The organism is Nocardiopsis exhalans, from assembly GCF_024134545.1.
GTDB lineage: Bacteria > Actinomycetota > Actinomycetes > Streptosporangiales > Streptosporangiaceae > Nocardiopsis > Nocardiopsis exhalans.
Map to the genome: position 1 here is coordinate 1305918 of NZ_CP099837.1, position 21388 is coordinate 1327305.

General features: G+C 70.7%; 14 protein-coding genes and 1 pseudogene. 9 read left to right on the top strand and 6 right to left on the bottom strand.

Annotated elements, in window-relative coordinates; all coding sequences use genetic code 11:
* Nucleotides 1-75 precede the first annotated feature (75 nt).
* From NE857_RS05935 to NE857_RS05945, 3 genes are all read left to right on the top strand, one after another.
* The gene (locus NE857_RS05935) at nucleotides 76-1023 is read left to right on the top strand and encodes an HpcH/HpaI aldolase/citrate lyase family protein (protein WP_254420119.1); all 948 of its coding nucleotides are present in this window, start codon (nucleotides 76-78) and stop codon (nucleotides 1021-1023) included.
* A 118-nt stretch (nucleotides 1024-1141) separates the two neighbouring features.
* Nucleotides 1142-1840: a response regulator transcription factor gene (locus tag NE857_RS05940; RefSeq protein ID WP_184369456.1), complete on the top strand. Its 699-nt coding sequence runs from the start codon at nucleotides 1142-1144 to the stop codon at nucleotides 1838-1840.
* 101 nt (nucleotides 1841-1941) lie between these two features.
* Nucleotides 1942-3480, top strand: coding sequence for a HAMP domain-containing sensor histidine kinase (locus tag NE857_RS05945; protein ID WP_254421878.1), 1539 nt, complete (start codon nucleotides 1942-1944; stop codon nucleotides 3478-3480).
* A gap of 73 nt (nucleotides 3481-3553) precedes the next feature.
* Here the strand turns inward: NE857_RS05945 and NE857_RS05950 are convergent.
* A pseudogene (locus NE857_RS05950) lies at nucleotides 3554-4015 on the bottom strand (glycosyltransferase); the annotation flags it as partial.
* A 450-nt stretch (nucleotides 4016-4465) separates the two neighbouring features.
* A complete protein-coding gene (locus NE857_RS05955) occupies nucleotides 4466-6283 on the bottom strand; it encodes a trypsin-like peptidase domain-containing protein (protein ID WP_254420120.1) in 1818 nt (605 codons plus the stop codon).
* A gap of 251 nt (nucleotides 6284-6534) precedes the next feature.
* On the opposite strand from NE857_RS05955, the gene NE857_RS05960 reads away from it, so the two are divergent.
* Both NE857_RS05960 and NE857_RS05965 read left to right on the top strand, forming a co-directional pair.
* Complete coding sequence (locus NE857_RS05960; protein WP_254420121.1) at nucleotides 6535-7140, top strand: response regulator transcription factor; 606 nt, start codon at nucleotides 6535-6537, stop codon at nucleotides 7138-7140.
* A 94-nt stretch (nucleotides 7141-7234) separates the two neighbouring features.
* Nucleotides 7235-7873, top strand: coding sequence for a hypothetical protein (locus tag NE857_RS05965; RefSeq protein WP_254420122.1), 639 nt, complete (start codon nucleotides 7235-7237; stop codon nucleotides 7871-7873).
* A 60-nt stretch (nucleotides 7874-7933) separates the two neighbouring features.
* Here the strand turns inward: NE857_RS05965 and NE857_RS05970 are convergent, their stop codons facing one another.
* On the bottom strand, nucleotides 7934-10099 hold the full coding sequence (locus NE857_RS05970) for a SpoIIE family protein phosphatase (protein WP_254421879.1): 2166 nt from the start codon (nucleotides 10097-10099) through the stop codon (nucleotides 7934-7936).
* 493 nt (nucleotides 10100-10592) lie between these two features.
* Between NE857_RS05970 and NE857_RS05975 the strand changes: the two genes are divergently transcribed.
* A complete protein-coding gene (locus NE857_RS05975) occupies nucleotides 10593-15020 on the top strand; it encodes a HAMP domain-containing protein (RefSeq protein WP_254420123.1) in 4428 nt (1475 codons plus the stop codon).
* A 6-nt stretch (nucleotides 15021-15026) separates the two neighbouring features.
* Complete coding sequence (locus NE857_RS05980) at nucleotides 15027-15668, top strand: response regulator (protein ID WP_254420124.1); 642 nt, start codon at nucleotides 15027-15029, stop codon at nucleotides 15666-15668.
* Nucleotides 15669-15876: 208 nt separating this feature from the next.
* On the opposite strand, the gene NE857_RS05985 is transcribed toward NE857_RS05980, so the two are convergent.
* Entirely contained in the window at nucleotides 15877-17037 is a 1161-nt protein-coding gene (locus tag NE857_RS05985; protein WP_254421880.1) for a PAS domain-containing protein, read from the bottom strand.
* Between the two features lie 174 nt (nucleotides 17038-17211).
* On the opposite strand from NE857_RS05985, the gene NE857_RS05990 reads away from it, so the two are divergent.
* Together NE857_RS05990 and NE857_RS05995 are read left to right on the top strand one after the other, a co-directional pair.
* On the top strand, nucleotides 17212-17985 hold the full coding sequence (locus tag NE857_RS05990; RefSeq protein WP_254420125.1) for a GAF and ANTAR domain-containing protein: 774 nt from the start codon (nucleotides 17212-17214) through the stop codon (nucleotides 17983-17985).
* Nucleotides 17986-18155: 170 nt separating this feature from the next.
* The gene (locus tag NE857_RS05995; RefSeq protein WP_254420126.1) at nucleotides 18156-18503 is read left to right on the top strand and encodes an STAS domain-containing protein; all 348 of its coding nucleotides are present in this window, start codon (nucleotides 18156-18158) and stop codon (nucleotides 18501-18503) included.
* Nucleotides 18504-18510: 7 nt separating this feature from the next.
* Here NE857_RS05995 and NE857_RS06000 read toward each other — a convergent pair whose 3' ends face one another.
* Both NE857_RS06000 and NE857_RS06005 read right to left on the bottom strand, forming a co-directional pair.
* Nucleotides 18511-19560, bottom strand: coding sequence for an anti-sigma factor RsbA family regulatory protein (locus tag NE857_RS06000; RefSeq protein ID WP_254420127.1), 1050 nt, complete (start codon nucleotides 19558-19560; stop codon nucleotides 18511-18513).
* A 16-nt stretch (nucleotides 19561-19576) separates the two neighbouring features.
* Nucleotides 19577-20851 carry a glycosyltransferase gene (locus tag NE857_RS06005; RefSeq protein ID WP_254420128.1) on the bottom strand — a complete coding sequence of 425 codons (1275 nt, stop codon included), beginning with the start codon at nucleotides 20849-20851 and terminating at the stop codon, nucleotides 19577-19579.
* Nucleotides 20852-21388: the final 537 nt, after the last annotated feature.

Genomic DNA, 21388 nt, shown 5'->3' on the forward strand with positions numbered 1-21388 from the left:
CACCGCACGGTGCGATGATGAGCCCGGTGGGCCGGGTGCGGCCCGTGTCACGGACGGCGAGGGAGCAGGCAGAGGATGGGCGAGCTCAGGTCACGGCGGTCGGTACTCGCGGTACCGGGGTCCAACCCCCGGTTCGTGGAGAAGGCCCGAGGGCTGGACACCGACGCGTTCTTCCTGGACCTGGAGGACGCGGTCGCGCCCCTGGAGAAGGAGTCCGCCCGCGAGACCGTGGTCAAGGCGCTCAACGACGGCGGCTGGGAGGGCCGGGTCCGCTCGGTCCGGGTCAACGACATCTCCACCGGCTGGGCCTACCGCGACGTCATCACCGTGGTCGAGGGCGCCGGAGCCCACCTGGACACCCTGGTCCTGCCCAAGGTCACCGCCGCCCGGGACGTCCACTGGCTGGACACCCTGCTCACCCAGATCGAACGCGCCGCGGGCCTGCCCGTCGGCCGGATCGGCATCGAGGCGCAGATCGAGGACGCCAAGGGCCTGGTGAACGTCGACGAGATCGCCGCCGCCTCGCCCCGCCTGGAGACCCTGGTCTACGGGCCCGCCGACTTCATGGCCTCGATCAACATGAAGAGCCTGGTCGTGGGCGAGCAGCCGCCCGGCTACGACGTCGGCGACGCCTACCACCACGTCCTGATGCGCATCCTCGTGGCGGCCCGCGCGCACGGCATCCAGGCCATCGACGGCCCCTACCTGCAGATCCGCGACGTCGACGCCTTCCGCCGGGCGGCCGGACGCACCGCCGCACTCGGTTTCGACGGCAAGTGGGTCCTGCACCCGTTCCAGGTCGAGGCGGCCAACGAGGCCTTCGCGCCCTCCCAGGAGGACTACGACCACGCCGAGCTGATCCTGGACGCCTACGCGCACGCCACCACCGTGGACCGGCGCGGCGCCGTGATGCTCGGCGAGGAGATGCTCGACGAGGCCTCCCGGAAGATGGCGCTGGTCGTGGCGGGCAAGGGCCGGGCCGCCGGGCTGTCCCGGACCCGCACCTTCGACCCCGAAGGCTGATCCGGGGCGTGGTCCGAGTCCGCACCCGCGAAACGGGTCGGGGCCGACCACCCGCGGTCACACGGCGTTCCGCCCCGCCTCTTACCGACCTCTCACCAAGGTGGGAGAGCATGGGCCCATGGAAAGCACCGCCACCGTCCTGGTCGCCGACGACGACCGGGCCATCAGGGAGTCCCTGGAACGCGCCCTCCAACTGGAGGGGTACACGGTGCGGACGGCGGCGGACGGCGTTCAGGCACTGGCCGCCGTCCACGCCGACCCCGTGGACCTGCTCGTCCTCGACGTCATGATGCCCGGGGTCGACGGCCTCGGTGTGGCCCGTGTCCTGCGTGCCGAGCACGACAGAACCCCCATCCTGATGCTCACCGCCCGCGTGGAGACCCCGGACCGGGTGGCGGGCCTGGACGCCGGGGCAGACGACTACCTGGCCAAGCCCTTCGAACTCGACGAACTCCTCGCCCGGCTGCGCGCCCTGCTGCGCCGCGCCGCCCCCGTGCCCGAGGAAACCGGTGAGGAGGGCCCGCTCCGGGCGGGCGAACTCCGCCTGGACGCCCGGGCCCGCCGGGTCTGGCGGGGCGAACGCGAGATCGAGCTGTCCAAGACCGAGTTCGACCTGCTCGAACTCCTCATGCGCAACGCCGGGATCGTCCTGGACCACGCCACCATCTACGACCGCATCTGGGGTTACGACTTCGGCCCCGAGTCCAAGAACCTCGCGGTCTACATCAGCTACCTGCGCCGCAAACTGGAGGACGGCGGCCCGCCGCTGATCCAGACGGTCCGGGGCGTCGGGTACACACTGCGCCCCCAGGGGTGATCCGCGTGTCCGAACCCGGCCAAGCCCACTCCGGCCAAGCCCAGCGCGAACCGGTGCGCCCCCACCAGCACGACGGGACGCTCCCCAACCAGCGCAGACCGATGTTCCTCAACCCGGGCCACTGGCGGCTCGGTACGCGGTTCGCCGTGCTGTTCGCCCTGGTCGCGGCGGTCACGATCGCCCTCGTCGGCACCCTGGCCTACAGCACCGCGGCCGCGCTCATCAGGGCGGACGCCAAGAGCGAGTTCGACGCGGCCGTACTGAACCTGTCCCGGGAGCTCGCGCTGTCCTCGGAGAACAACCAGGGCGCCCCGGACAGCAACACCTTCACCTTCCTGGCCCCGGGCAGCTTCGACGCCCAGATCCTGGCCCCGGACGGCACCTGGGCCCGGCTGCTCGCCAGCAGCCACGAACTGTCCAGCTTCCACCCCACCACCGCTGACCTGGAGGTGGCCCGGGCCGACGAGGCCGGGGTCATGGATTCCCGTGAGACCGAGGTCCACGGCAAGGAGTACCGCGTGGGCACGGTCTCCCTGGGGGAGGGGCAGGGCGCGGTCCAGCTCCTGCAACGGCTCTCGCCGGTGGAACAGATGATCGGACGGCTGGCCACCCAGATCCTGTGGGTGGGCCTGTTCGTCGCCCTGTGCGCGGCCTCGATCGGCTGGCTGGTCGGCCACCGCATCACCGACCGCCTGGTCCGGCTGACCGACGCGGCGGAGTACGTCAGCTCCACGGGACGCCTGGACCCGGTCACTCCGAACCGGCCGGGCAACGGTGGCGGCAGCGGTGACGCGACCGGCCACGGCCAGCGGAACGAGAACGGCCAGCGGAACAAGGACGGACAGGGCAACGAGACCGGACAGGGGAGCGGATACGGTGCCCCGGAGGACCCCGGCCACGATGAGGTGGGTCGGTTGAGCAGCGCGTTCAACGCCATGCTGGCCCGCCTGGCCCGCTCCAAGGACGAACAGCGCCGCCTGGTGCAGGACGCCGCGCACGAACTGCGCACCCCGCTCACGAGCCTGCGTACCAACGTCCAGGTGCTGGGCCGGGTGGACCGGCTCACTCCGCAGGCGCGCCAACGGCTCATCGACGACCTCCAGGGGGAGACCCGCGAGCTCACCGACCTCGTCAACGAACTGGTCGGCCTGGCCACCGGCAACCACGAGGACGAGACACCGAGCGCGGTCGCCCTCGCCGATGTCGCCGAACGCGTCGCTGCCCGCAGCCGCCGCCGCACTGGCAGGGAGATCCTGGTGGACGCCGACGACAGCCTGGTCTGGGGCCGCCCGGGAGCCCTGGAACGGGCCCTGGCCAACCCCGTGGAGAACTCCGCGAAGTTCGACCCCGGGGGGAGCGCGCCGATCCAGATCCGCATCCGCAACGGGATGGTGGAGGTCCTGGACCGGGGCCCGGGCGTGGACCCGGCCGAGATCGGGCACCTCTTCGAACGCTTCTTCCGGGCCACCGTCGCACGCGGCCTGCCCGGGTCGGGTCTGGGCCTGGCCATGGTCAAGGAGATCGCCCACGCTCATGGCGGACAGGTCTTCGCCCGCGCCAGGGAGGGCGGCGGCACGGTCATCGGTTTCCACCTGCCGCTCTACCAACCACCTCAGGACAGCCCAGGGCAGGGGGCGTAGGGCCGAGGGCGGTGATCAGGGCGGTAGGGGGAGAGCCGAGAGGCAGGGCCCGTGAGCGGGTACGCAGACCCCTTCACCCCCGCCCCGTCCCCACCCGCGCCCCTGATGTCCGGGAGCCGACGGACACGTCGTGGTAGATCTGTTCGAACCGTTTCAGGGAGTCCTCCAGGCGGTGCCGGGAGGCCATCGACCGGCTGTGCGCGCCCATCCGTGCCCGGACCGCCTCCTCCGACACCACCGAGCCCACCCGCGCCGCGAGCGCGGCGGGGTCTCCCGGCGGGTACAGGTACCCGTTACGGCCCTCCTCCACCAGGTGCGGCAGAGCCATGGCGTCGGCGGCCACCACCGGCAGCCCGCTGGCCATCGCCTCCAGGGTGGCGATGCTCTGGAGTTCGGAGATACCGGCGATGGTGAACACGTCCGCGCACGGGTAGACGTCCGGCAGGTCCTCGTGTGCGACGAAACCGAGGAACACCACCCGGCCGGCCACCCCTTCCGCGCGGGCGAGCGCTTCCCACCGTTCCCGGAGACCTGTTCTCCCCCAAGGCCCGGGGAACGGCGGGGGACTGGGGTGCGAAGGACGTGGACATACCGGTTCTCCTGGGGGCGTGAGCGGCTCGGCCTTGCTTCTGGGCCGGTGCGGCGCGGTGTGCCCCGAGCCTGAGCCACGGGCATGGACCGTCGCCGACCTTCCGGTGACACCGAGGCGACCGGAGGTGTAGCACACGGTGCGGGAAAGAATGCTCTTCGTGTTCAACCATGTGTGTCAAGTCGTATTGTTGCTGGCTCTGCTGTGCGTTCTCCGCACCTGGCCCCGTGACCGGCCTCTGCCCCTGCCCCGGATCCTCCGGCCCGCCTTGCCCTCGAAGCCGGTCCTTCGGTCTTGAACCCCGGCTCCGGCCGCTCACACGGGCGGGGGCGGGCCGGCCCACTGGCCGACCCGCCCCCGCCCGCGTATCGGAGAAAGTGGCGGAAGACGCCCCCGTCAGTCCTCCTCGATCTCCGAGGTCTCCTCCTCGGCCGCGGTGGCGCCCTGTTCGCCGAGGGTCACCGTCACCTCCTGTTCCGACCCGCTGCCGCCGCGCAGGACGCCCAGGGTGACGTCGTCACCGGGCTGGCGGGCGCGGATCTGCGCGATCAGCTGGTCGGGCGAGGTCACGTTCTCGCCGTCCACCGACACCACCACGTCACCGGGCTCCAGACCGGCCTCGTCGGCGGCTCCGTCCTCGGTGAGCTCCATGATCTCGGCCCCGCCGGTCCGGCTGGGCGCGATGGTGGCCTGAATGGCCGGGTAGCTCGCGCTGCCGTGCTCGATCAGCTGCTCGGCGATCGGCTGGGCCTGGTTGATCGGGATGGCGAACCCCAGACCCACCGAACCGCTCTCCTGGGAGAGCCCGGCGATCGCGGTGTTGATGCCGATCACCTCACCGGCCATGTTCACCAGCGGGCCGCCGGAGTTGCCGGGGTTGATCGCCGCGTCGGTCTGGATCGCGTTGATCACCGTTGAGGTCTGGCTGTTGCCGCTCTCGGTGGCTCCGGTGTTCACGGGGCGGTTGAGCGCGCTCACCACACCCGAGGTCACGGTGCCGGACAGGCCGAGCGGCGAACCGATCGCCACCACGTCACCGCCCACACCGACCTGGTCGGAGTCGCCGAGCGTCGCCGGGGCGAGGTCCGTACGGCCCTTGGCCTGGATCACGGCGATGTCGGAGACCGGGTCGGCGCCGAGCACCTCCGCCTCCGCCGAGCTGCCGTCGTTGAACTGCACGAGCAGGGGCCCGCCCCCGGCGGCCTCCACCACATGGGCGTTCGTGAGGATCTGGCCGTCGGACGAGATCACCACACCGCTGCCGCCGCCCGCGCTGGTCTGGATGGAGACCACACTGGGCAGGACCTGCTCGGCGACGTCACCGACAGCGCCCTCGGTCGCGGACGACCCCTGCTCGCCGGTGAGCGAACTGATCGGCGAGCTCGGCCCGCCGGGCATCAGGTACGCGGTGCCCAGAGCGGCCGCCGGGCCCACGATCAGGCTGGTGACCAGGGCGGTCACCGCGGCGACACCCACGATCCGGCCCGTGCCGCGCTTCCTGCGGGGCTCCTGAAGCCGGTCGGGGTGGATCCCCTGGCCGAACTGGTTGTGGTGCGCGGGTCCGAACGGACCGCCCGGGTGCGGGGTGGCGGGACCGCCCGGCTGCGGGCCGCCGAAACCGCCGGGCCCCTGCGGAGCACCGGGCCCGGACGGACCGCCCGGACCACCGAACCCACCGGAGGCGAACGCCGCCGTGTGCGGCCCCTGAGGCTGCCCCTGGTACGGCCGCGGCCCCTGAGGCGCCCCGAAGGCTCCGGGCTGGCCGGGTTGTGTACCACCCGGGCCCGGATGTCCCGGCTGCCCCGGACGCCCGAGGGGGCTCTGCTGTCCCGGCTGTACCGACTGGCCCTGCTGTCCCGGGTGCCCTTCGGGGCCGGGGAAGACGTAGGACGCGCGGTCGGTGTCGTTGGGTCCGGTCGCCCAGCCGTGCTCGGGGCCCTCGGGCGGCGAGAAACGCGGCGAGTCCGAAGGCCGCTCCCCGGCTGTCCCGGCGGGTTCGGCGGGCGCGTGGTTCTCGTTGACGTCCGCCGCCTCGACGGCGTCGGACACCGGATCCCGGTGCGCTACCTGTTCACCCCCGTCGGCCTGCTCGGTACGGGGACGCTCGGACTGGGGCTGTGCTGCGGCACCGGACCCGGTGCGACCGTGCTCGGCGTCGCCGCGCTCGGCTTCAGCACCGGTCTCCGGACCGTCACTCGGGTCGTTCGGCTGCAACTCATCCTCCGGCTGGCGGGACGATGTACTGACATGCTTCATCTTGGGGCGCGTTGGTTAGAACAGGGTGAGAGCCCGATACAGCCTGGTTTCGAGTTCGCTCCGGCGCTGGTCGGCTGCCTCCCCACCACCGAAACGCGTCTCCCCGGTGTATACGCCCCTGCGACTTCGGGGTTTTATGCACCACAATGTCCGGAACGATACCGTGCCCGCGCCCCCAGAACGCGCCTACGACAGGGAAGGCCCCACCCGTGATCAAGCTCGTTCTCGCCGACGACGAACACCTCGTGCGCGGAGCGATCGCCGCGCTCCTCGGCCTGGAGGAGGACATAGAGGTCGTCGCCGAGGTCGGCCGTGGCGACCAGGTGGTGGAGACCGTCCTGGAACACGGCGCCGCCGTCGCCGTCCTGGACATCGAGATGCCGGGGGCCACCGGCCTGGAGGCCGCCGCCGAGCTCAGGAAACAGGCTCCTGAATGCGGGGTCGTCATCCTCACCAGCTTCGGCCGCCCGGGCTACCTGCGCCGCGCCCTGTCCTCTGGTGCCCGCGGCTTCCTCGCCAAGGACGCTCCGGTGGAGCAGCTCGCCGGAGCCATTCGCAAGGTCCACGAGGGCGGCCGCTACATCGACACCGAACTCGCCGCCGCAGCGATGGTCGGCGGGGAGAGCCCCCTCACCGACCGCGAGGCCGAGGTCCTGCGCGCCGCCGCCGACGGGGCCACGGTCGCCCGCATCGCCAAGAGCCTCCACCTCAGCGAGGGCACGGTCCGCAACTACCTGTCCAACGCCATCGGCAAGACCGGCGCCGACAACCGCATGTCCGCCATCCGCACCGCCCAGGACATGGGCTGGCTCTGAGGGTTTCCTGCGGAGACAAGGGCTGATGCCGTTGATATTTCTCTGTGATCATGAATACTCACTCAGAGTAACAATCTCTAGGTGAGAGGGTTCCATGCGTCACCTTCGAAGCGTTACCTGTGTGATGGCGGCGGCCGCCGTCGCTCTTCCACTGGCGGCCGCGAGCGCCCAGGCCGACGACTGGTCCGGCTACCACGGCGTCGAGAAGTACACCGCCGACCTCGCGCCGGTCACGGTGAACAACTCCCAGGCCTCCGGCACCGCGGAGGTCTGGCTGGTCGACAACGACGCGCGGATCAGGATCCACGTCGACGACATCCTCGCCGACCACCCGCACGCCCAGCACATCCACATCGGCGGTCGGGGCGAGTGCCCCACGGACTACGACGCCGGTATCCACAACGGGCAGCGCGCGCTGAGCACCCTGGACGGGTTCGACGCCTACGGCGGAGTCGAGACCTCGATCACCACCGAAGGGGACACCAGTGCGGCCAGCGCGCTGGCCATCGATCGCTTCCCCACCGCTCCCGGGGGCGTCATCTCCTATGACCGCACCTTCGAGTTGAGCGACGCCGCCGTCGAAGCGATCCGCTCCGACAACGCTGTCGTCGTGATCCACGGCATCGACTACGACGGCAGCGGTACCTACGGTGACGTCCTGGGCCCCAGCGACCTGGACCCGGAACTGCCCATGGAGGCGACCAACCCGGCCGCTTGCGGGCCGCTGCGCTGAAGCGCCAGAAGAAGAACAGCAGGGGCTCCCGTGACACGGGAGCCCCTGCCCGGTGTGTTCCTACAGGAAGCGCAGGACCAGCATCGCCGTGTCGTCCGCGTTGCCGCCCGGTGCGTACTCCTCCAGTTCGCGGTCGATGCGGCTGATCACCGCCTGGGCGGTCAACCCCGCGGCGTGGGAGAAGATCTTCTCCAACCCCTCGTCACCGAGCATGTCCGAGCCGCTGCGGCGTTCGGTGACGCCGTCGGTGACAGCCAGGACCACCTCGCCCGGGCGGATGTCCACGCTCTCGGTGCTGAAGCCCACGTCCTCGAAGGCGCCCAGCAGCGGTTGCGACGTGCCGAAGGCCGACACCTCGCCCTTCGGGTTCAGACGCAGCGGCAGCGGGTGGCCCGCGGAGACCATGCGGACCCGCATGCCGCCCAGGTCGTCGCTGGCCGGGGTCATCTCGCCGTAGAGCATGGTCAGGAACCGGGTCGAGGTGTTCTCGTCCAGGATCGCCAGGTTCAGCCGCTGCATGATGTGCGCAGGAGTGAAGCCCTCGCGGGCCAGGGCGCGCAGGGTGTGCCGGGCCAGGCCGGTGACCGCGGCGGCCTCCGGGCCGGTGCCGCAGACGTCGCCGATCGCGAAGCACCAGCGCCCGTTGGCGGAGAAGACGTCGTAGAAGTCGCCGCCCACCTCGCTGCGCTCGTCCGAGGGCCGGTAGTAGACCGCGTGGTCCACGCCCGGGATCACCGGTTCCTTGTCCTTGGGCGGAAGCAGGCTGCGCTGGAGCGCCGTGCTCATCGCCGTGTGCCGCTCGTGCAGGCGCGCGTTCTCCATCGCCGAGGCCACCCGGCGGCTGAGGTCGTCGGCGACGTCGGCCTCCTCGCGGGTGAAGTCGTCCGACTCGTTCTTGCCGATGGTCATCCGGCCCAGCGCGCGGCCGTGCGCGATCAGCGGGATGCTGATCGCCGGACCGCGGGCGATCATCCCGGTGATCTGCTCGTCCAGACCCTCCTGAACCAGGTCCTTGGACGCCCACAGCGGCCCGGGCTCGCGCTGTTCGCGCGGGGGCAGCGTGGTCAGCAGGGACCTCAGGAGGTCGTTGAGGTTCTCGTCGCCGTGCACCACGTGCGTCAGCTTGGAGACGCCGAGCTCGTTGGTGGTGTGGATCGCGCACCAGCGCCCCAGCCGCGAAGTGATGAGCTGCGCGGCCAGCGCGCCGGTCATCCGCTCGTCCAGGGTGCCCGCGAGCAGGTCGCTGGCCTCGGCCAGGAAGCTCAGCGAGGCGCGGCGGCTCAGTTCGACCTCGGCCAGTCGGGCCCGCTCCACCGGCAGCGCGATCAGGTCCGCGCCCTCCTGGAGCCGTTTGGCCGCGGCCGGGCCGAAGTGGCGGGCCCGGGTGGAGGCCACGCCGAGCAGTCCGGTCACCCGGCCGTCCACGATCAGCGGCGCCGTCACCAGCGAGCGCATCCCGGCCCTGGCCAGGGCGCCCCGGGTGGCGCGGGCGATCATGAGGTCGTCGTTGATCACCGGGCCCGGCTCGGGCGCGGCCGACGGGAAGATCTCCTCGGTGCGCACCCGCAGCGGGCGCCAGTGCGCGCCGCCGGTCAGCCCGATCGCCGAGCGCACCTCCCACATGGTCTCGTCGGAGGTGGCCAGCGCGATGTAGGCGGCGTCCCCGCTCAGCGCGGTGGTCGCGTACTCCACGGTGCGCTCCAGCAGCTGGGGCAGGGAGAGCCGCGAACCCAGGGCCGCGTCCAGGGCCGACCACGCGGGCGGCCGTACGGGACGCGAGGGGCCCCGGCGGATCGGTGGTGACTCCAGGGACGGGTGTTCTTCGGCCCTGTCATCGATCCGGAACCACACGGCCTTGTCGCCCGGCCCGTAGCTCACACCCCAGCTGGAGGCGATCGCGGAGGCCAGGGCCAGGCCCAGGCCGCCGCTGCGCTCGTCCCCGGTGGAGGGGGAGGTGTCCACGGTCAGCGGCCCGGCCTGCGGCACGGCGCGCTCGGGCGCGGAGTCGGTGACCATCACCTCGGTCGAGCCGTCCGAGCGGCGCACGGTCACCTCCAGGGCCGAGTCCGCGTGGATGACCGCATTGGTGACCAGTTCGCTGACCAGCAGGATGATGTCGTCGAAGGGATCAGGCACACCCCAGGTCAGGAGGGTGTCGTGCACGAATTCTCGGGCGGCCGCCGCGGTCTCGGGAGCAGGGGGGAACTCTCGTCGAGCGACCTTCAACGCGTCTTGTGCTGCCAAGCCGTCGGTGTCCTTCGTCACTGGGCGCGGGTGTGGGAGTGGTGGCCACTGCCACGATACGCGTGCCGCCTGGCCGGGGAACCCTGATCCGCTTCGAAGCGGTCCCACGGGTCCACCACGAACCTCTCACCCGAGCGGTGTTCGTACCCGGCCCACACCCGACTCACAGCCGGGTCCGGCCGGCACGCTTCCGGTTCGCCGGTCGCGGGCACAAGGGGAACATGGCGAAGCCTCCTGTGCGCGATGGCTTGGCCAGTTAGTGTAAGACGACACATCCGCTTCTTTCGGGTGGTACCTCGCGACGGTAGCGTGACGGGGGATCACCAAGGGTGCGCGTGAGAAACGTGTACCTCCGTGCCCCGTGCGTGAGGTTCGTACGGGGCCGGTCCACCGTGGGCCGGGCGGGTCTGGCCGCGCGGGTTCGGTGGCCGCGAAGACGTGAGCCGAGAAGACGTGCGGGATTGAGGAGGGGTTCATGCCCGAGGCGGTCACGGAACTGGCCGACGATCAGCTCGACGAGATCCTGAGTGCCCTGTACCGGATGCGCGACGGCGACTTCAGCGTCCGACTCAGGTCGCGCGGCAGCGGCAAACTCCGCGAGATCACCTCGGTGTTCAACGAGGTGATCGACCACAGCGAGCAGCTCAGTACCGAACTCCAGCGGGTCGGTGACGTCGTACGCGACGAGGGCCGGCTCAACGAGCGGGTCAACGTCCACCCGGCCCGGGGAGCCTGGGGCAACAGCGCCCGGGCCCTCAACGTCCTCCTTGACGAGGTCGCCGAACCCGTCACCGACGTCGCCCGGGTCCTGGACTCGGTCGCCGAGGGCGAACTCAACCGCCGCGCCTCCACCGAGGGCCGCCGCGGCGAGCTCAAGGGCGACCTGCTGCGCCTGGCCAACACGGTGAACCGGATGGCCGACCAGATGAGCGGCTTCACCGAGGAGGTCACCCGGGTGGCCCGCGAGGTGGGCACCGAGGGCAAGCTGGGCGGCAGCGCCAACCTCGAGGACGTCTCCGGCGCCTGGCGCGAGGTCACCGAGTCCGTGAACCAGATGGCCTCCCGCCTCACCCTCCAGGTCCGCGACATCTCCACGGTCACGACCGCCGTCGCCAAGGGCGACCTGAGCAAGAAGATCACCATCGACGTCCAGGGCGAGATGCTCGAGCTCAAGGACACGTTCAACACGATGGTGGACCAGCTGTCCACGTTCGCCGACGAGGTCACCCGGGTGGCTCGTGAGGTGGGTACCGAGGGCAAGCTGGGCGGCCGTGCCAACGTCCGCGGGGTCCAGGGCATCTGGAAGGACCTCACGGACAACGTGAACTCCATGGCGGACAACCTCACCAACCAGGTCCGCGACATCTCCAAGGTGACGACGGCGGTGGCCCGCGGTGACCTGACCCGCAAGGTCGAGGTGGACGTCCAGGGCGAGATGCTGGACCTGAAGAACACCGTGAACACCATGGTCGACCAGCTCGACTCCCTGGCCGACGAGGTCACCCGGGTGGCCCGTGAGGTGGGTACCGAGGGCAAGCTGGGCGGTCGCGCCAACGTCAAGGGCGTGTCGGGCATCTGGAAGGACCTGACCGACAACGTCAACTCGATGGCCAACAGCCTCACCTACCAGGTCCGCAACATCTCGCAGGTGACGACGGCGGTCGCCAAGGGTGACCTGAGCAAGAAGATCACCGTCGACGCCCAGGGCGAGATGCTCGACATGAAGGACACCATCAACAAGATGGTGGACCAGCTCTCGACGTTCGCCGACGAGGTCACCCGGGTGGCCCGTGAGGTGGGTACCGAGGGCAAGCTGGCCGGTCAGGCCCACGTGCGCGACGTGTCCGGGGTCTGGAAGGACCTCACGGACAACGTGAACTCCATGGCCAACAACCTCACCTATCAGGTGCGGCAGATCTCCATGGTCACGCGGGCGGTCGCCGCAGGTGACCTGACCAAGAAGGTCACCGTCAACGCCAAGGGCGAGATGCTGGAGCTGAAGGAGACCATCAACGTGATGGTCGACCAGCTGTCCGCGTTCGCCGACGAGGTGACACGTGTGGCCCGCGAGGTGGGCACCGAGGGCAAGCTGGGCGGTCGCGCCAGCGTCAAGGGCGTCTCCGGTATCTGGAACGACCTCACCGAGAACGTGAACTCGATGTCGCACAACCTCACCACCCAGGTGCGCAACATCTCCGAGGTCACGACCGCGGTCGCCGCAGGTGACCTCACCAAGAAGATCGACGTCAACGCCCAGGGCGAGATCCTCGAGGTGAAGACGACGGTGAACACGATGGTCGACCAGCTGTCGGCCTTCGCCACCGAGGTCACCCGGGTGGCGCACGAGGTGGGCAGCCAGGGGCAGCTGGGCGGTCAGGCCAAGGTCCAGGGCGTCACCGGTACCTGGAAGCAGCTCACCGACAGCGTGAACGGCCTGGCCGGGAACCTCACCACCCAGGTGCGCGCGATCGCCGAGGTCGCCAACGCCGTGGCCAAGGGCGACCTGACCCGCAGCATCCAGGTGGACACCCGCGGCGAGATGGAACAGCTCAGGGACAACATCAACCTGATGGTGTCCAACCTGCGCGAGACCACCACGGATCAGGCCGACGCCGACTGGCTCAAGTCCAACCTCGCCCGCATCTCCGGTCACATCCAGGGCCACCGCGACCTCAAGGAGCTGGCCCGGCTGATCATGACCGAGGTCACCCCGCTGATCAAGGCCCAGCACGGCGCCTGCTACCTGCCCGAGGACCAGAACAACGAGGGTGTCTTCCGCCTCTACGCGGGCTTCGGCTTCGACCCGCCCGAGGAGCGCCTGCGCATCCGCAAGGGCATGGGCCTGGCCGGGGAGGCCCTGTCCCAGCAGGTCGAACAGCAGATCTCCAACGTCCCGCCCGGGTACGTGACGATCCAGTCGGGTCTGGGCAGCGCCCAGCCGGGGCACCTGTACATCCTCCCGATCGTGACGGAGGGGCGCTCGCTCGGCGTGATCGAGTTCGCCTCCTACGAGGAGTTCCGGGAGATCCACAAGAACTTCCTCCGCCAGCTGGTCGCCCTGCTCGGCACCACCATCAACACCATCCTGGCCAACAACCGCACCGAGCACCTGCTCGAACAGTCCCAGCAGCTCACCAGCCAGCTGCGCGAACGCTCCAACGAGCTCCAGCGCCAGCAGGAGGAGCTGCGGGGCAAGAACGCCGAGCTGCGCCAGAAGGCCACCCAGCTGGCCAACCAGAACCGCGCCATCGAACTCCAGAACCAGCAGATCCAGCGTTCCCGCAACGCCCTGGAGGAGCGCGCGCACCAGCTCCAGGTCTCGTCCAAGTACAAGTCCGAGTTCCTGGCGAACATGTCGCACGAACTGCGCACCCCGTTGAACAGCCTGCTGATCCTGGCCCGCCTGCTCGCCGACAACGCCGAGCAGAACCTGTCCGCCAAGCAGGTGGAGTTCGCCCAGACCATCCACAAGGCCGGCAGCGACCTGCTGCTGCTCATCGACGAGATCCTCGACCTGTCCAAGGTGGAGGCGGGCCGAGCCGAGGTGCAGCCCAGCGAGGTCTCCATCGCGCAGCTGGTCGACTACGTGGAGGCCACCTTCCGCCCGGTCACCGGCGAGCAGGGACTGGCGTTCGCGGTGGACGTCTCCCCGGACATCCCCGGCACTCTGTGGACCGACGAGCAGCGCCTGCAGCAGATCCTGCGCAACCTGCTCTCCAACGCGGTCAAGTTCACCCCGCAGGGCGAGGTGCGGCTGCTGATCGAACCGGCCTGGGCGCTGGAGGACACCGACCTCGACATGTTCGTGGAGAACGAGGAGGTCATCGCGTTCACCGTCGCCGACACCGGCATCGGGATCGCGGAGGACAAGCTCCAGGTGATCTTCGAGGCCTTCCACCAGGGTGACGGCGGCACCTCCCGGCGCTTCGGCGGCACCGGGTTGGGCCTGTCCATCAGCCGGAACTTCGCCCGCCTGCTCGGCGGTGAGATCAGGGTGCAGAGCGTGGCCAACCAGGGGTCGACCTTCACCCTGCTGCTTCCGGTGCGCCTGCCCGACGAGACGGGGGAGACCACCGACGCGATCCCCGCCATGGAGCCGGTCGCCGCACTCGAACCGAGCCGGATCGACCACGAAAGCCTCCCGGACCTGGGCGACGACGACCTCGACATCGCCGACGAGGACTTCGACGCGGTCGTGGCCGCCCTGACCGACGCGGGGGAGGACCCCGAACCGCTGCCGATGGTCCAGGTGCTCAAGTCGCCCGAACCCGCCGAGGCCGAGAGCCCCGAGGAGGAGAGCGCCCGGGAGGCGGCCGAGGCCCGGACCGACCCGGAACGGCGCGCCGTCCTGGCCGGGCAGCGGGTGCTGATCGTCGACGACGACGTACGCAACGTGTTCGCGCTGACCAGCGCTCTCGAGGCCCAGGGCCTGGAGGTCCTCTACGCCGACAACGGTCACACGGGGATCGAGAAGCTGGAGGCCAACGAGGACATCTCCCTCGTCCTGATGGACGTGATGATGCCCGAGCTGGACGGCAACCAGACCACCCAGCGGATCCGCGAGATGCCGCAGTTCGAGGACCTGCCGATCATCTCCCTGACGGCCAAGGCCATGCAGGGCGACCGGGAGCGCAGCCTCGCGGCGGGCGCCACCGACTACGTGACCAAGCCGGTGGACCTGGACCACCTCCTGGACGTGATGCGCAGGTGGCTCACGGCGGGTCCGGAGGAGACCAGGGCCGGTGCCGCGGGCGACGATCTCAGGGCCGCCGACACGGCCGGATCTCCGGACGGGCACAATGGCGCCACAGGTCACAACAACCACAGTGACACCAGGGATAACAGCGAAGCGAACGGGGACACTGGCAGGACCGGTAGCACCCCGACCGAAGACTCGGAGTAGCCAGCAGTGACTCAGAAGGCCAACATCCTTCTCGTCGACGACCGCGACGAGAACCTCATCGCGTTGGAGGCGGCCCTCACCTCCCTCGACCAGAACCTGGTCCGGGCCAATTCCGGTGAGGAGGCGCTGAAGCACCTTCTGGGCACCGACTTCGCGGTCATTCTGCTCGACGTGATCATGCCCGGCATGGACGGCTACGAGACCGCCGCGCACATCAAGCAGCGCGAGAAGACCAAGGACGTACCGATCATCTTCCTGACCGCCCAGGAAGTCGATCGGCACCAGGTCTTCCGCGGCTACTCCTCGCGCGCGGTGGACTTCCTGATCAAGCCGTTCGACCCGTGGGTACTGCGCTCCAAGGTCGAGGTGTTCGTGGAGCTGCACCAGCTCAAGGCGCAGATGCGCGAGCAGGCCAGGTCCCTCCAACGAGTGCTCAGCCAGGAGACCGGCGAACCCGGCAAGCTCCTGGCCGAACAGCTCTCCCAGCGCTCCCGCCAGGTCCAGACCGACCTCACCGCGCTGCGCGAGCACGTCGTGGACAAGTACCAGGAGATCGACCAGCCCCTGGTGGACGCCGTCCGCCGGGTGGACCGCTCCGCCTCCCGCCTGTCCACCCTCGTCGACACCCTCCACGGCCCCGACGAGTAAGCCGGGCCGAGCAGGGCCAGCAGACAGCCGGTCCGGCCCCTCCCCCCGGATGATCTTGCTACCAGAAGCAAGTTCGGCGCCGATTTCGCTTCTGGTAGCAAGATCACGGAGGTGGGCTCCCCGCGGGCCCAGGCGAGGAGTTCCGTCACGGCGGCGGGGTCGTGGGGGAGGGCCAGGGGTTCCCGCACGTGCCGTCTCCCGTGCTCTCTCACTGGGGGCGGGGCGGTAGGGCCAGGCCGATGTGTTCGCCGATCTCCTCGATGAGGCCGAGGTCGGCCAGGCGGAAGCTGCCGCGGTTGCTGCGGCGGATCAGGGTGAGGGCGCCGCGGACACCGCGACTGCCCCTCAGCGGAACCGACAGCAGCGAACCCGCGCCGAGGACGGACAGCAGCGGGGCGCCCGTGTCCGTGTGGCCCAGGACCGTCTCGTCCTCGATCAGCGGGAACAGCAGCGACTGGCCTCGGCCCAGGACCTCGCCGGGGATGTCGGAGTCGCCCGGGGTGAGCGCGGCGACCTCCTCGCGCTGGCCCTCGGGGGCGTCGGCCGGGCCGACCACGGAGGCGCGGCGGGCCGCCTCGGGGTCCTCGGGCAGGTCGCAGACGTCGATGACCACCCAGTCCGCGTACGAGTCGGCCAGCAGGTCCGCCGCTTCGGTCAGGGCGAGGTCCTCGGTGGGCGTGGTGCCGCGCAGCAGGAGCCGGGTCATCCGGGTGAGCACGTCCAGCCTCCTGGCGGCCAGGACCACCACCTGGTCCTCGACCTCGGACTCCAGCGGGGCGGGGCCTTCTTCTTCGGCGCCGTTCATCGGCCGAGACATCGCGACCAGCACCAGCGGCTGCGCCTCGGTGGGCAGTTCCAGGCGGGTGAGGGTCAGGTGCACGTCCTCCGCCCAGCCGCGCTGGGCCAGCCGGGACTCCAGGTGGGCCGGGCCGTCCCCGCGCAGCACGGCGGCCAGCCACGACTGCATGGCCGCCCGTTTGCGCAGGTCCACGAAGTGGGTGAAGGGCTTGCCGGTGAGGTAGCCCGGGGCACTGCCCAGCTGGTTGGCCCCGGCGTTGTTGATCCGGCGGACGTAACCGTCGTGGTCCAGCAGCACCACGGGCACGCTGAGTTCGTTGAACACGGCGCGCAACAGGACCCGGTCCCCGTCCTCGGCGGGTTTGCGGGGCCCGGGCGCTTCGCTGTGCGAACGGGCCAGTTCGGCCCCGGCCGTGCCGAGCAGCCGCTCGGCGTACTCCAGCTCGGCCAGCGAGGCCTCGGCGGTGCCCTGGGCGTCGTCCGGATACATGGCGTGCGTATTGCGCAAAGCGGCGATGCGCTCACTCAGAGCAGCGATCTCGCGTTGCAGATCGGCGAGGTTCTCCGACACGCTCACGGTCTCCCGGTCGTCTTCGAGGGCTTCTTGCCGGTACCCGTCGCGGCCGGGCCTGACACCGTTGGCTCCGGTGTCCGCCCGCCGAAACCGGCGACTGTCCGGTCGAGGGTCCCCCGAAGGTTACCGTTGGTCCCGGAACCCGGGAGTTTTCGGCAGGAGGTTCGGGCTGTGTGGATCGAACACCTCGCCCGTGACATCGGCGCGTTGGGGCAGGCGGAGAACACCACGCTCGAACGCGCCCTGGACCAGATGAGCAGGGCCGCCGCCCTCGGCGTCCCCGGCTGCTCGGCCGCCCTGGTGGTGGTCTGGCGCGAGGTGGTGGGCTCCGACGGCGCGATCCGCCACGTGGTCACCGACTACGGGGCGTCCCACGCGGATCTTTCCGAGGCCCTGGAACACCAGTACACGACCGACGAGGGCCCCACCGTGGAGGCGGTCCGGGAGATGCGCCAGGTCCGGGTCGCCGACGTACTGCGCGAACACCGCTGGCCCCGCTACACGAGCATGGCAGTCCAGTGCGGAGACCGCTCCTCGGTCACCCAGCCCAGCAAGCTCTCCGGTGACGCCGCCGGCGACGAGGACCGGATCCTCACCTTCGGGGTGCACTCCGGCCGGGCCGACGCCTTCGACGAGGAGGTGGTCACCCAGCTCACCGCGCTGCTCGCCGAACACGCGGCCATGGCCCTGAACACCGCCGGACGCCAGGCCGACGCGGCCCGCGAGTCCGCCCACATGCGCCGCGCGATGTCCGCACGTACCCTGATCGACCAGGCCAAGGGCATCATCATGCACGCCCGGGGCTGCGACGCCGACACCGCCTTCACGGCCCTGCGGGAGGTCGCCCAGCGCAACCGCAAGAAGGTCGTGGACGTCGCCCGGGACCTGGTGGAGAAGAACACCGGACCGCAGCGGTCGCGCCGCCCGCGGCCGAACGGTCGCTGAAGCCCCGGTTGCACAGACCTGACCGGGGTCGGGATGAGTCCCGAGCGTGACCGTAAGCCGTCATGATGATGCGGGGAGCACGAACTGGGACGTCGAGGTGCGGGGCGGTCGGTCCGCCAGGGGCGCGCCGAACTCCGATCCGCGCACGTGAACGACAAGGAGAACCGAGCGTGACGTCAGACATCTCGATCCGTCGCGAGGATGGCGTCGTCGTCGTGGCCCCGGTGGGGGAGATGGACGCGGTCACCTCGCCCGCGCTCGCGGACGCCCTGGACGAGGTCCTGGCGGCGCCCCTGCCCCAAGGGGTGGTGGTCGACCTCGCCAAGGTGGGCTTCTGTGACTCCCGCTGCATCGGTGTGCTGGTCTCCGCCTTCCGGCAGGCCCGCGACCTCGGGTTGGGCCTCATCGTCGCCGAGCCCCAGCAGCAGGTGAACCGCCTGTTCGTGATCGCCGGGATCGACCAGGTCATCCCGATCGACGCCAGCACCGATCACGCCGTGGGAGCGCTCAAGGGCTGAGCCTGCCCTACGGGCTCCGCCGGTTCTCTTCGCCCCGCCGCTGTCGCTGCCCGTCCGGTCTCGGTTGTTCGGCGCGCACCCGCTCCTCCAGCTGTGCCCGCTCCTCCAGTCGTGCCTGCTGGTCAAACCGAGCCTGCTGGTCAAAGAAGTGCAGCCGCACCAGCGAACCCTGGTCGCTGCCGCTGATCTCCAGGAAGTCACAGCTCTGCCGGGCGATCCACAGCCCGTACCCGCGCGGGCGGAGCGTGTCGGCCGGACGGTAGCCGACGAGCGGGTCGGTGAGGCCGCCCTGCTCGTCGAAGACGTCGCACACCCACCGGTCCTCGCCCCGCCACACGTGCACGCTGCCCTTGCCCGCTCCGTGTTCGAGCACGTTGGCGGCGAGCTCGTTCACCGCCACGACCACGCTGTCCACCCGGTCCCGGGGCAGCCCGACGGCCTCGCCCAGGGACGTGAGGTCCCCGCGCAGGCGGGGCAGCGACTGGCAGATCTCCAGGCGGTGCACCGGCCCGCGCACGGGGATCGGCTCCGGAGCCAGGGGGCGGCGCCCGAAGGCCTGGGTGCCCAGGTAGGCCGGGTTCGGTCGGGGCCCCTCCTCGTCCACCAGCGCCGGGTGGGTGGCACGGACCGCGGCGCGCACACCCGGACCCAGGGTGCGCTGGTCGTGCACGCACAGCAGCCGCATGCTCATCGGGGCCAGCGCGGTGCTCAGCACCGACTCCAACCGGTGCCACTCGCGCAGTTCCATCGTGGAGCCGTCGCTGAGTTCGGCGAGCGGGGGCTCGGCGACCACGCAGACCGGCCCGGGGCCGTGGGCCAGGGCCAGCCGGTGCAGAGCGGCCAGAGTGCGCCCGGGGGCGTCGTAGAGGCTCTCCCTGGCGATGACGTCCACCCGGTCGCGCTCGTGCGGGGTGAGCCCGTCCAGGAGCGCGGCCGGGTCGGTGACCGAGAGCACCGCGTGAGCGTCCTCGCGTACGGCGGATCTCAGCCGCTCCCGGGCCACCTCGTGGAACCGTCTCCCACGGCGAAAGAGCAGTCCCTGGTGTTCGAACGTCATCAGTGTGTGGGGCCGTTCAGTGAGCCGAACCGGACAGGAGGAGCTCCGCCTCATCCTCTTCGACATCCTCGCGCACGGCCTGCTGCGGCCGGGAGCGCTCGTAGGCGATCTCGGTTTCGACGGCGATGCGCTGCCAGGTGAACCGGGAGCGGGCCCGGTCCACCGCGGCGATGCCGTAGGCGGTGCTCATGGTGGGCGTGTTCAGTACGGCCCGCACGGAGCGGGCGACCTCGTCGGGGCGGCCGAAGCGCATGAGCACGCCGCTGGTGCGGTGCAGGACCGCGCCGGGGACCGCCCCGGTGGCGGTGGCCACCACGGGCAGGCCGCAGGCCATGGCCTCCAGGACGGCGCCGCCGTAGGGGTCGTAGGAGGCGGCCGAGACGTACACGTCGGCCGAGCGCAGCAGGCGAGGGAGCTCCTTGCGCTCCACCGGGCCGGTCAGGTGCACGCGGTCGTCGACCCCGGCCTCCTTGGCGAGCAGCTCGATCTTGCGGGCGTTCTCGTCCAGGGCAACTTCCTGGTCGTCCGCGGTGGAGACGAGCAGGAGTTCGGCCTCGGGCAGGCGGGTCATCGCCTCCACCAGACGCTCGGCGCCGCCGGCCCCGGTCAGGGAGGTGACCGAGATCAGCCGGGGCCGCTCCTCGCGGCGGGAGTGCCACGGCTCGGCCGAGGCGCTGCCCTCGACGCTGAAGTGGTCGGGGTCCACTCCGAACGGGACGACGCTCACGTGGTGGCGGGGCACGCCCAGGCGCGCCAGCTCGCCCTGCTGGTCGGTGGAGTTGACCAGGACGTGGTCGGCGCGGGAGGCGAGGATCGTCTCCATGCGGGCGCGGTCGGGCCGGTGGGCGAGGCCGGAGCGCTGTTCGCTGGCGTTGAGGGAGTGGAAGGTCTGGACGATCGGCGTCCCGCTCTGGTCCTTCTCGCTGTGCGCCTGGGCGTGCAGCGCGGCCAGGCCGCTGGTCCAGCCGATGGCGTGCAGGACGTCCGGGCCGTCCTCGTCGAGGACGGCGGCGAGCGCGGTGCCGAAGGCTCCGGTGTGCTCGGCCTGCTCGCTGTCGTCGAGCGGTCGGGCGGGCCCGGCGTCCAGGTAGGCCACGGAGACGCCGCGGGCCATGCGCGTGCGGCCGTCGGGCTGCTCGGGGTCGCTGCGGCGCGCGTAGACGGTCACCTTGTGGCCGCGCTTGGCGAGCTGACGGGACAGCGCGCACACGTGCAGGCTCGTGGGGCAGGCCGGTTCACCCCGGTGGGCGGGAAGGGGATTGGCGTGTTCGGCGACCATGGCGATCTTCACTGGGCTGAACTCCTTGGACACCGCCTTGGTGTCCGTCGTGGATGGGCCCGGGGGGACTCCGTAGCGGGGAGTCGGAATCCTCCCGGGAGCGACTGTGCGTTGTGGTCCGTCTCCGGCGCCCGGGAGGGACGCCGGACCGCCCGGTCCGCCCGGACAGGGCGGCGGGTCCGGGACCTGGAGGACGGGTCAGGAAGCGAGTCAGGGGGATTCAGGGGGAGGAGACCTGGGGAACGGGTCCGCGAACCGGTGGAGGGGGGTGCAGGGCAGCACTGGGCGCCGCACGCACGCGGGGTGTACGGACGGTGGATACCGGAGAGGGAGGGAGCTGGGAACGACGCACGACAAGACCACACCAAACGACCGTCGAAGGAAGGGTTCGAGCCACCGGGCGCACCTGGAAACGGGTCACTGAGGACCCAGGCGCCGCGCGGGGCGGTCGTGTGTGTCTGCGTCTTAGACACCCAACGCCCTCATTCTGCCAGACCGTGAGCGAGGCGACAACGTGGGTCCGATCGCCTCCGGTGCCCCACGGCACGT

Coding starts and splice junctions, on each gene's coding strand:
- NE857_RS05965 (WP_254420122.1), top strand. CDS start 7,235: ATGCGTCACCTTCGAAGCGTTACCTGTGTGATGGCGGCGGCCGCCGTC.
- NE857_RS05940 (WP_184369456.1), top strand. CDS start 1,142: ATGGAAAGCACCGCCACCGTCCTGGTCGCCGACGACGACCGGGCCATC.
- NE857_RS06000 (WP_254420127.1), bottom strand. CDS start 19,560: ATGACGTTCGAACACCAGGGACTGCTCTTTCGCCGTGGGAGACGGTTC.
- NE857_RS05975 (WP_254420123.1), top strand. CDS start 10,593: ATGCCCGAGGCGGTCACGGAACTGGCCGACGATCAGCTCGACGAGATC.
- NE857_RS05945 (WP_254421878.1), top strand. CDS start 1,942: ATGTTCCTCAACCCGGGCCACTGGCGGCTCGGTACGCGGTTCGCCGTG.
- NE857_RS05935 (WP_254420119.1), top strand. CDS start 76: ATGGGCGAGCTCAGGTCACGGCGGTCGGTACTCGCGGTACCGGGGTCC.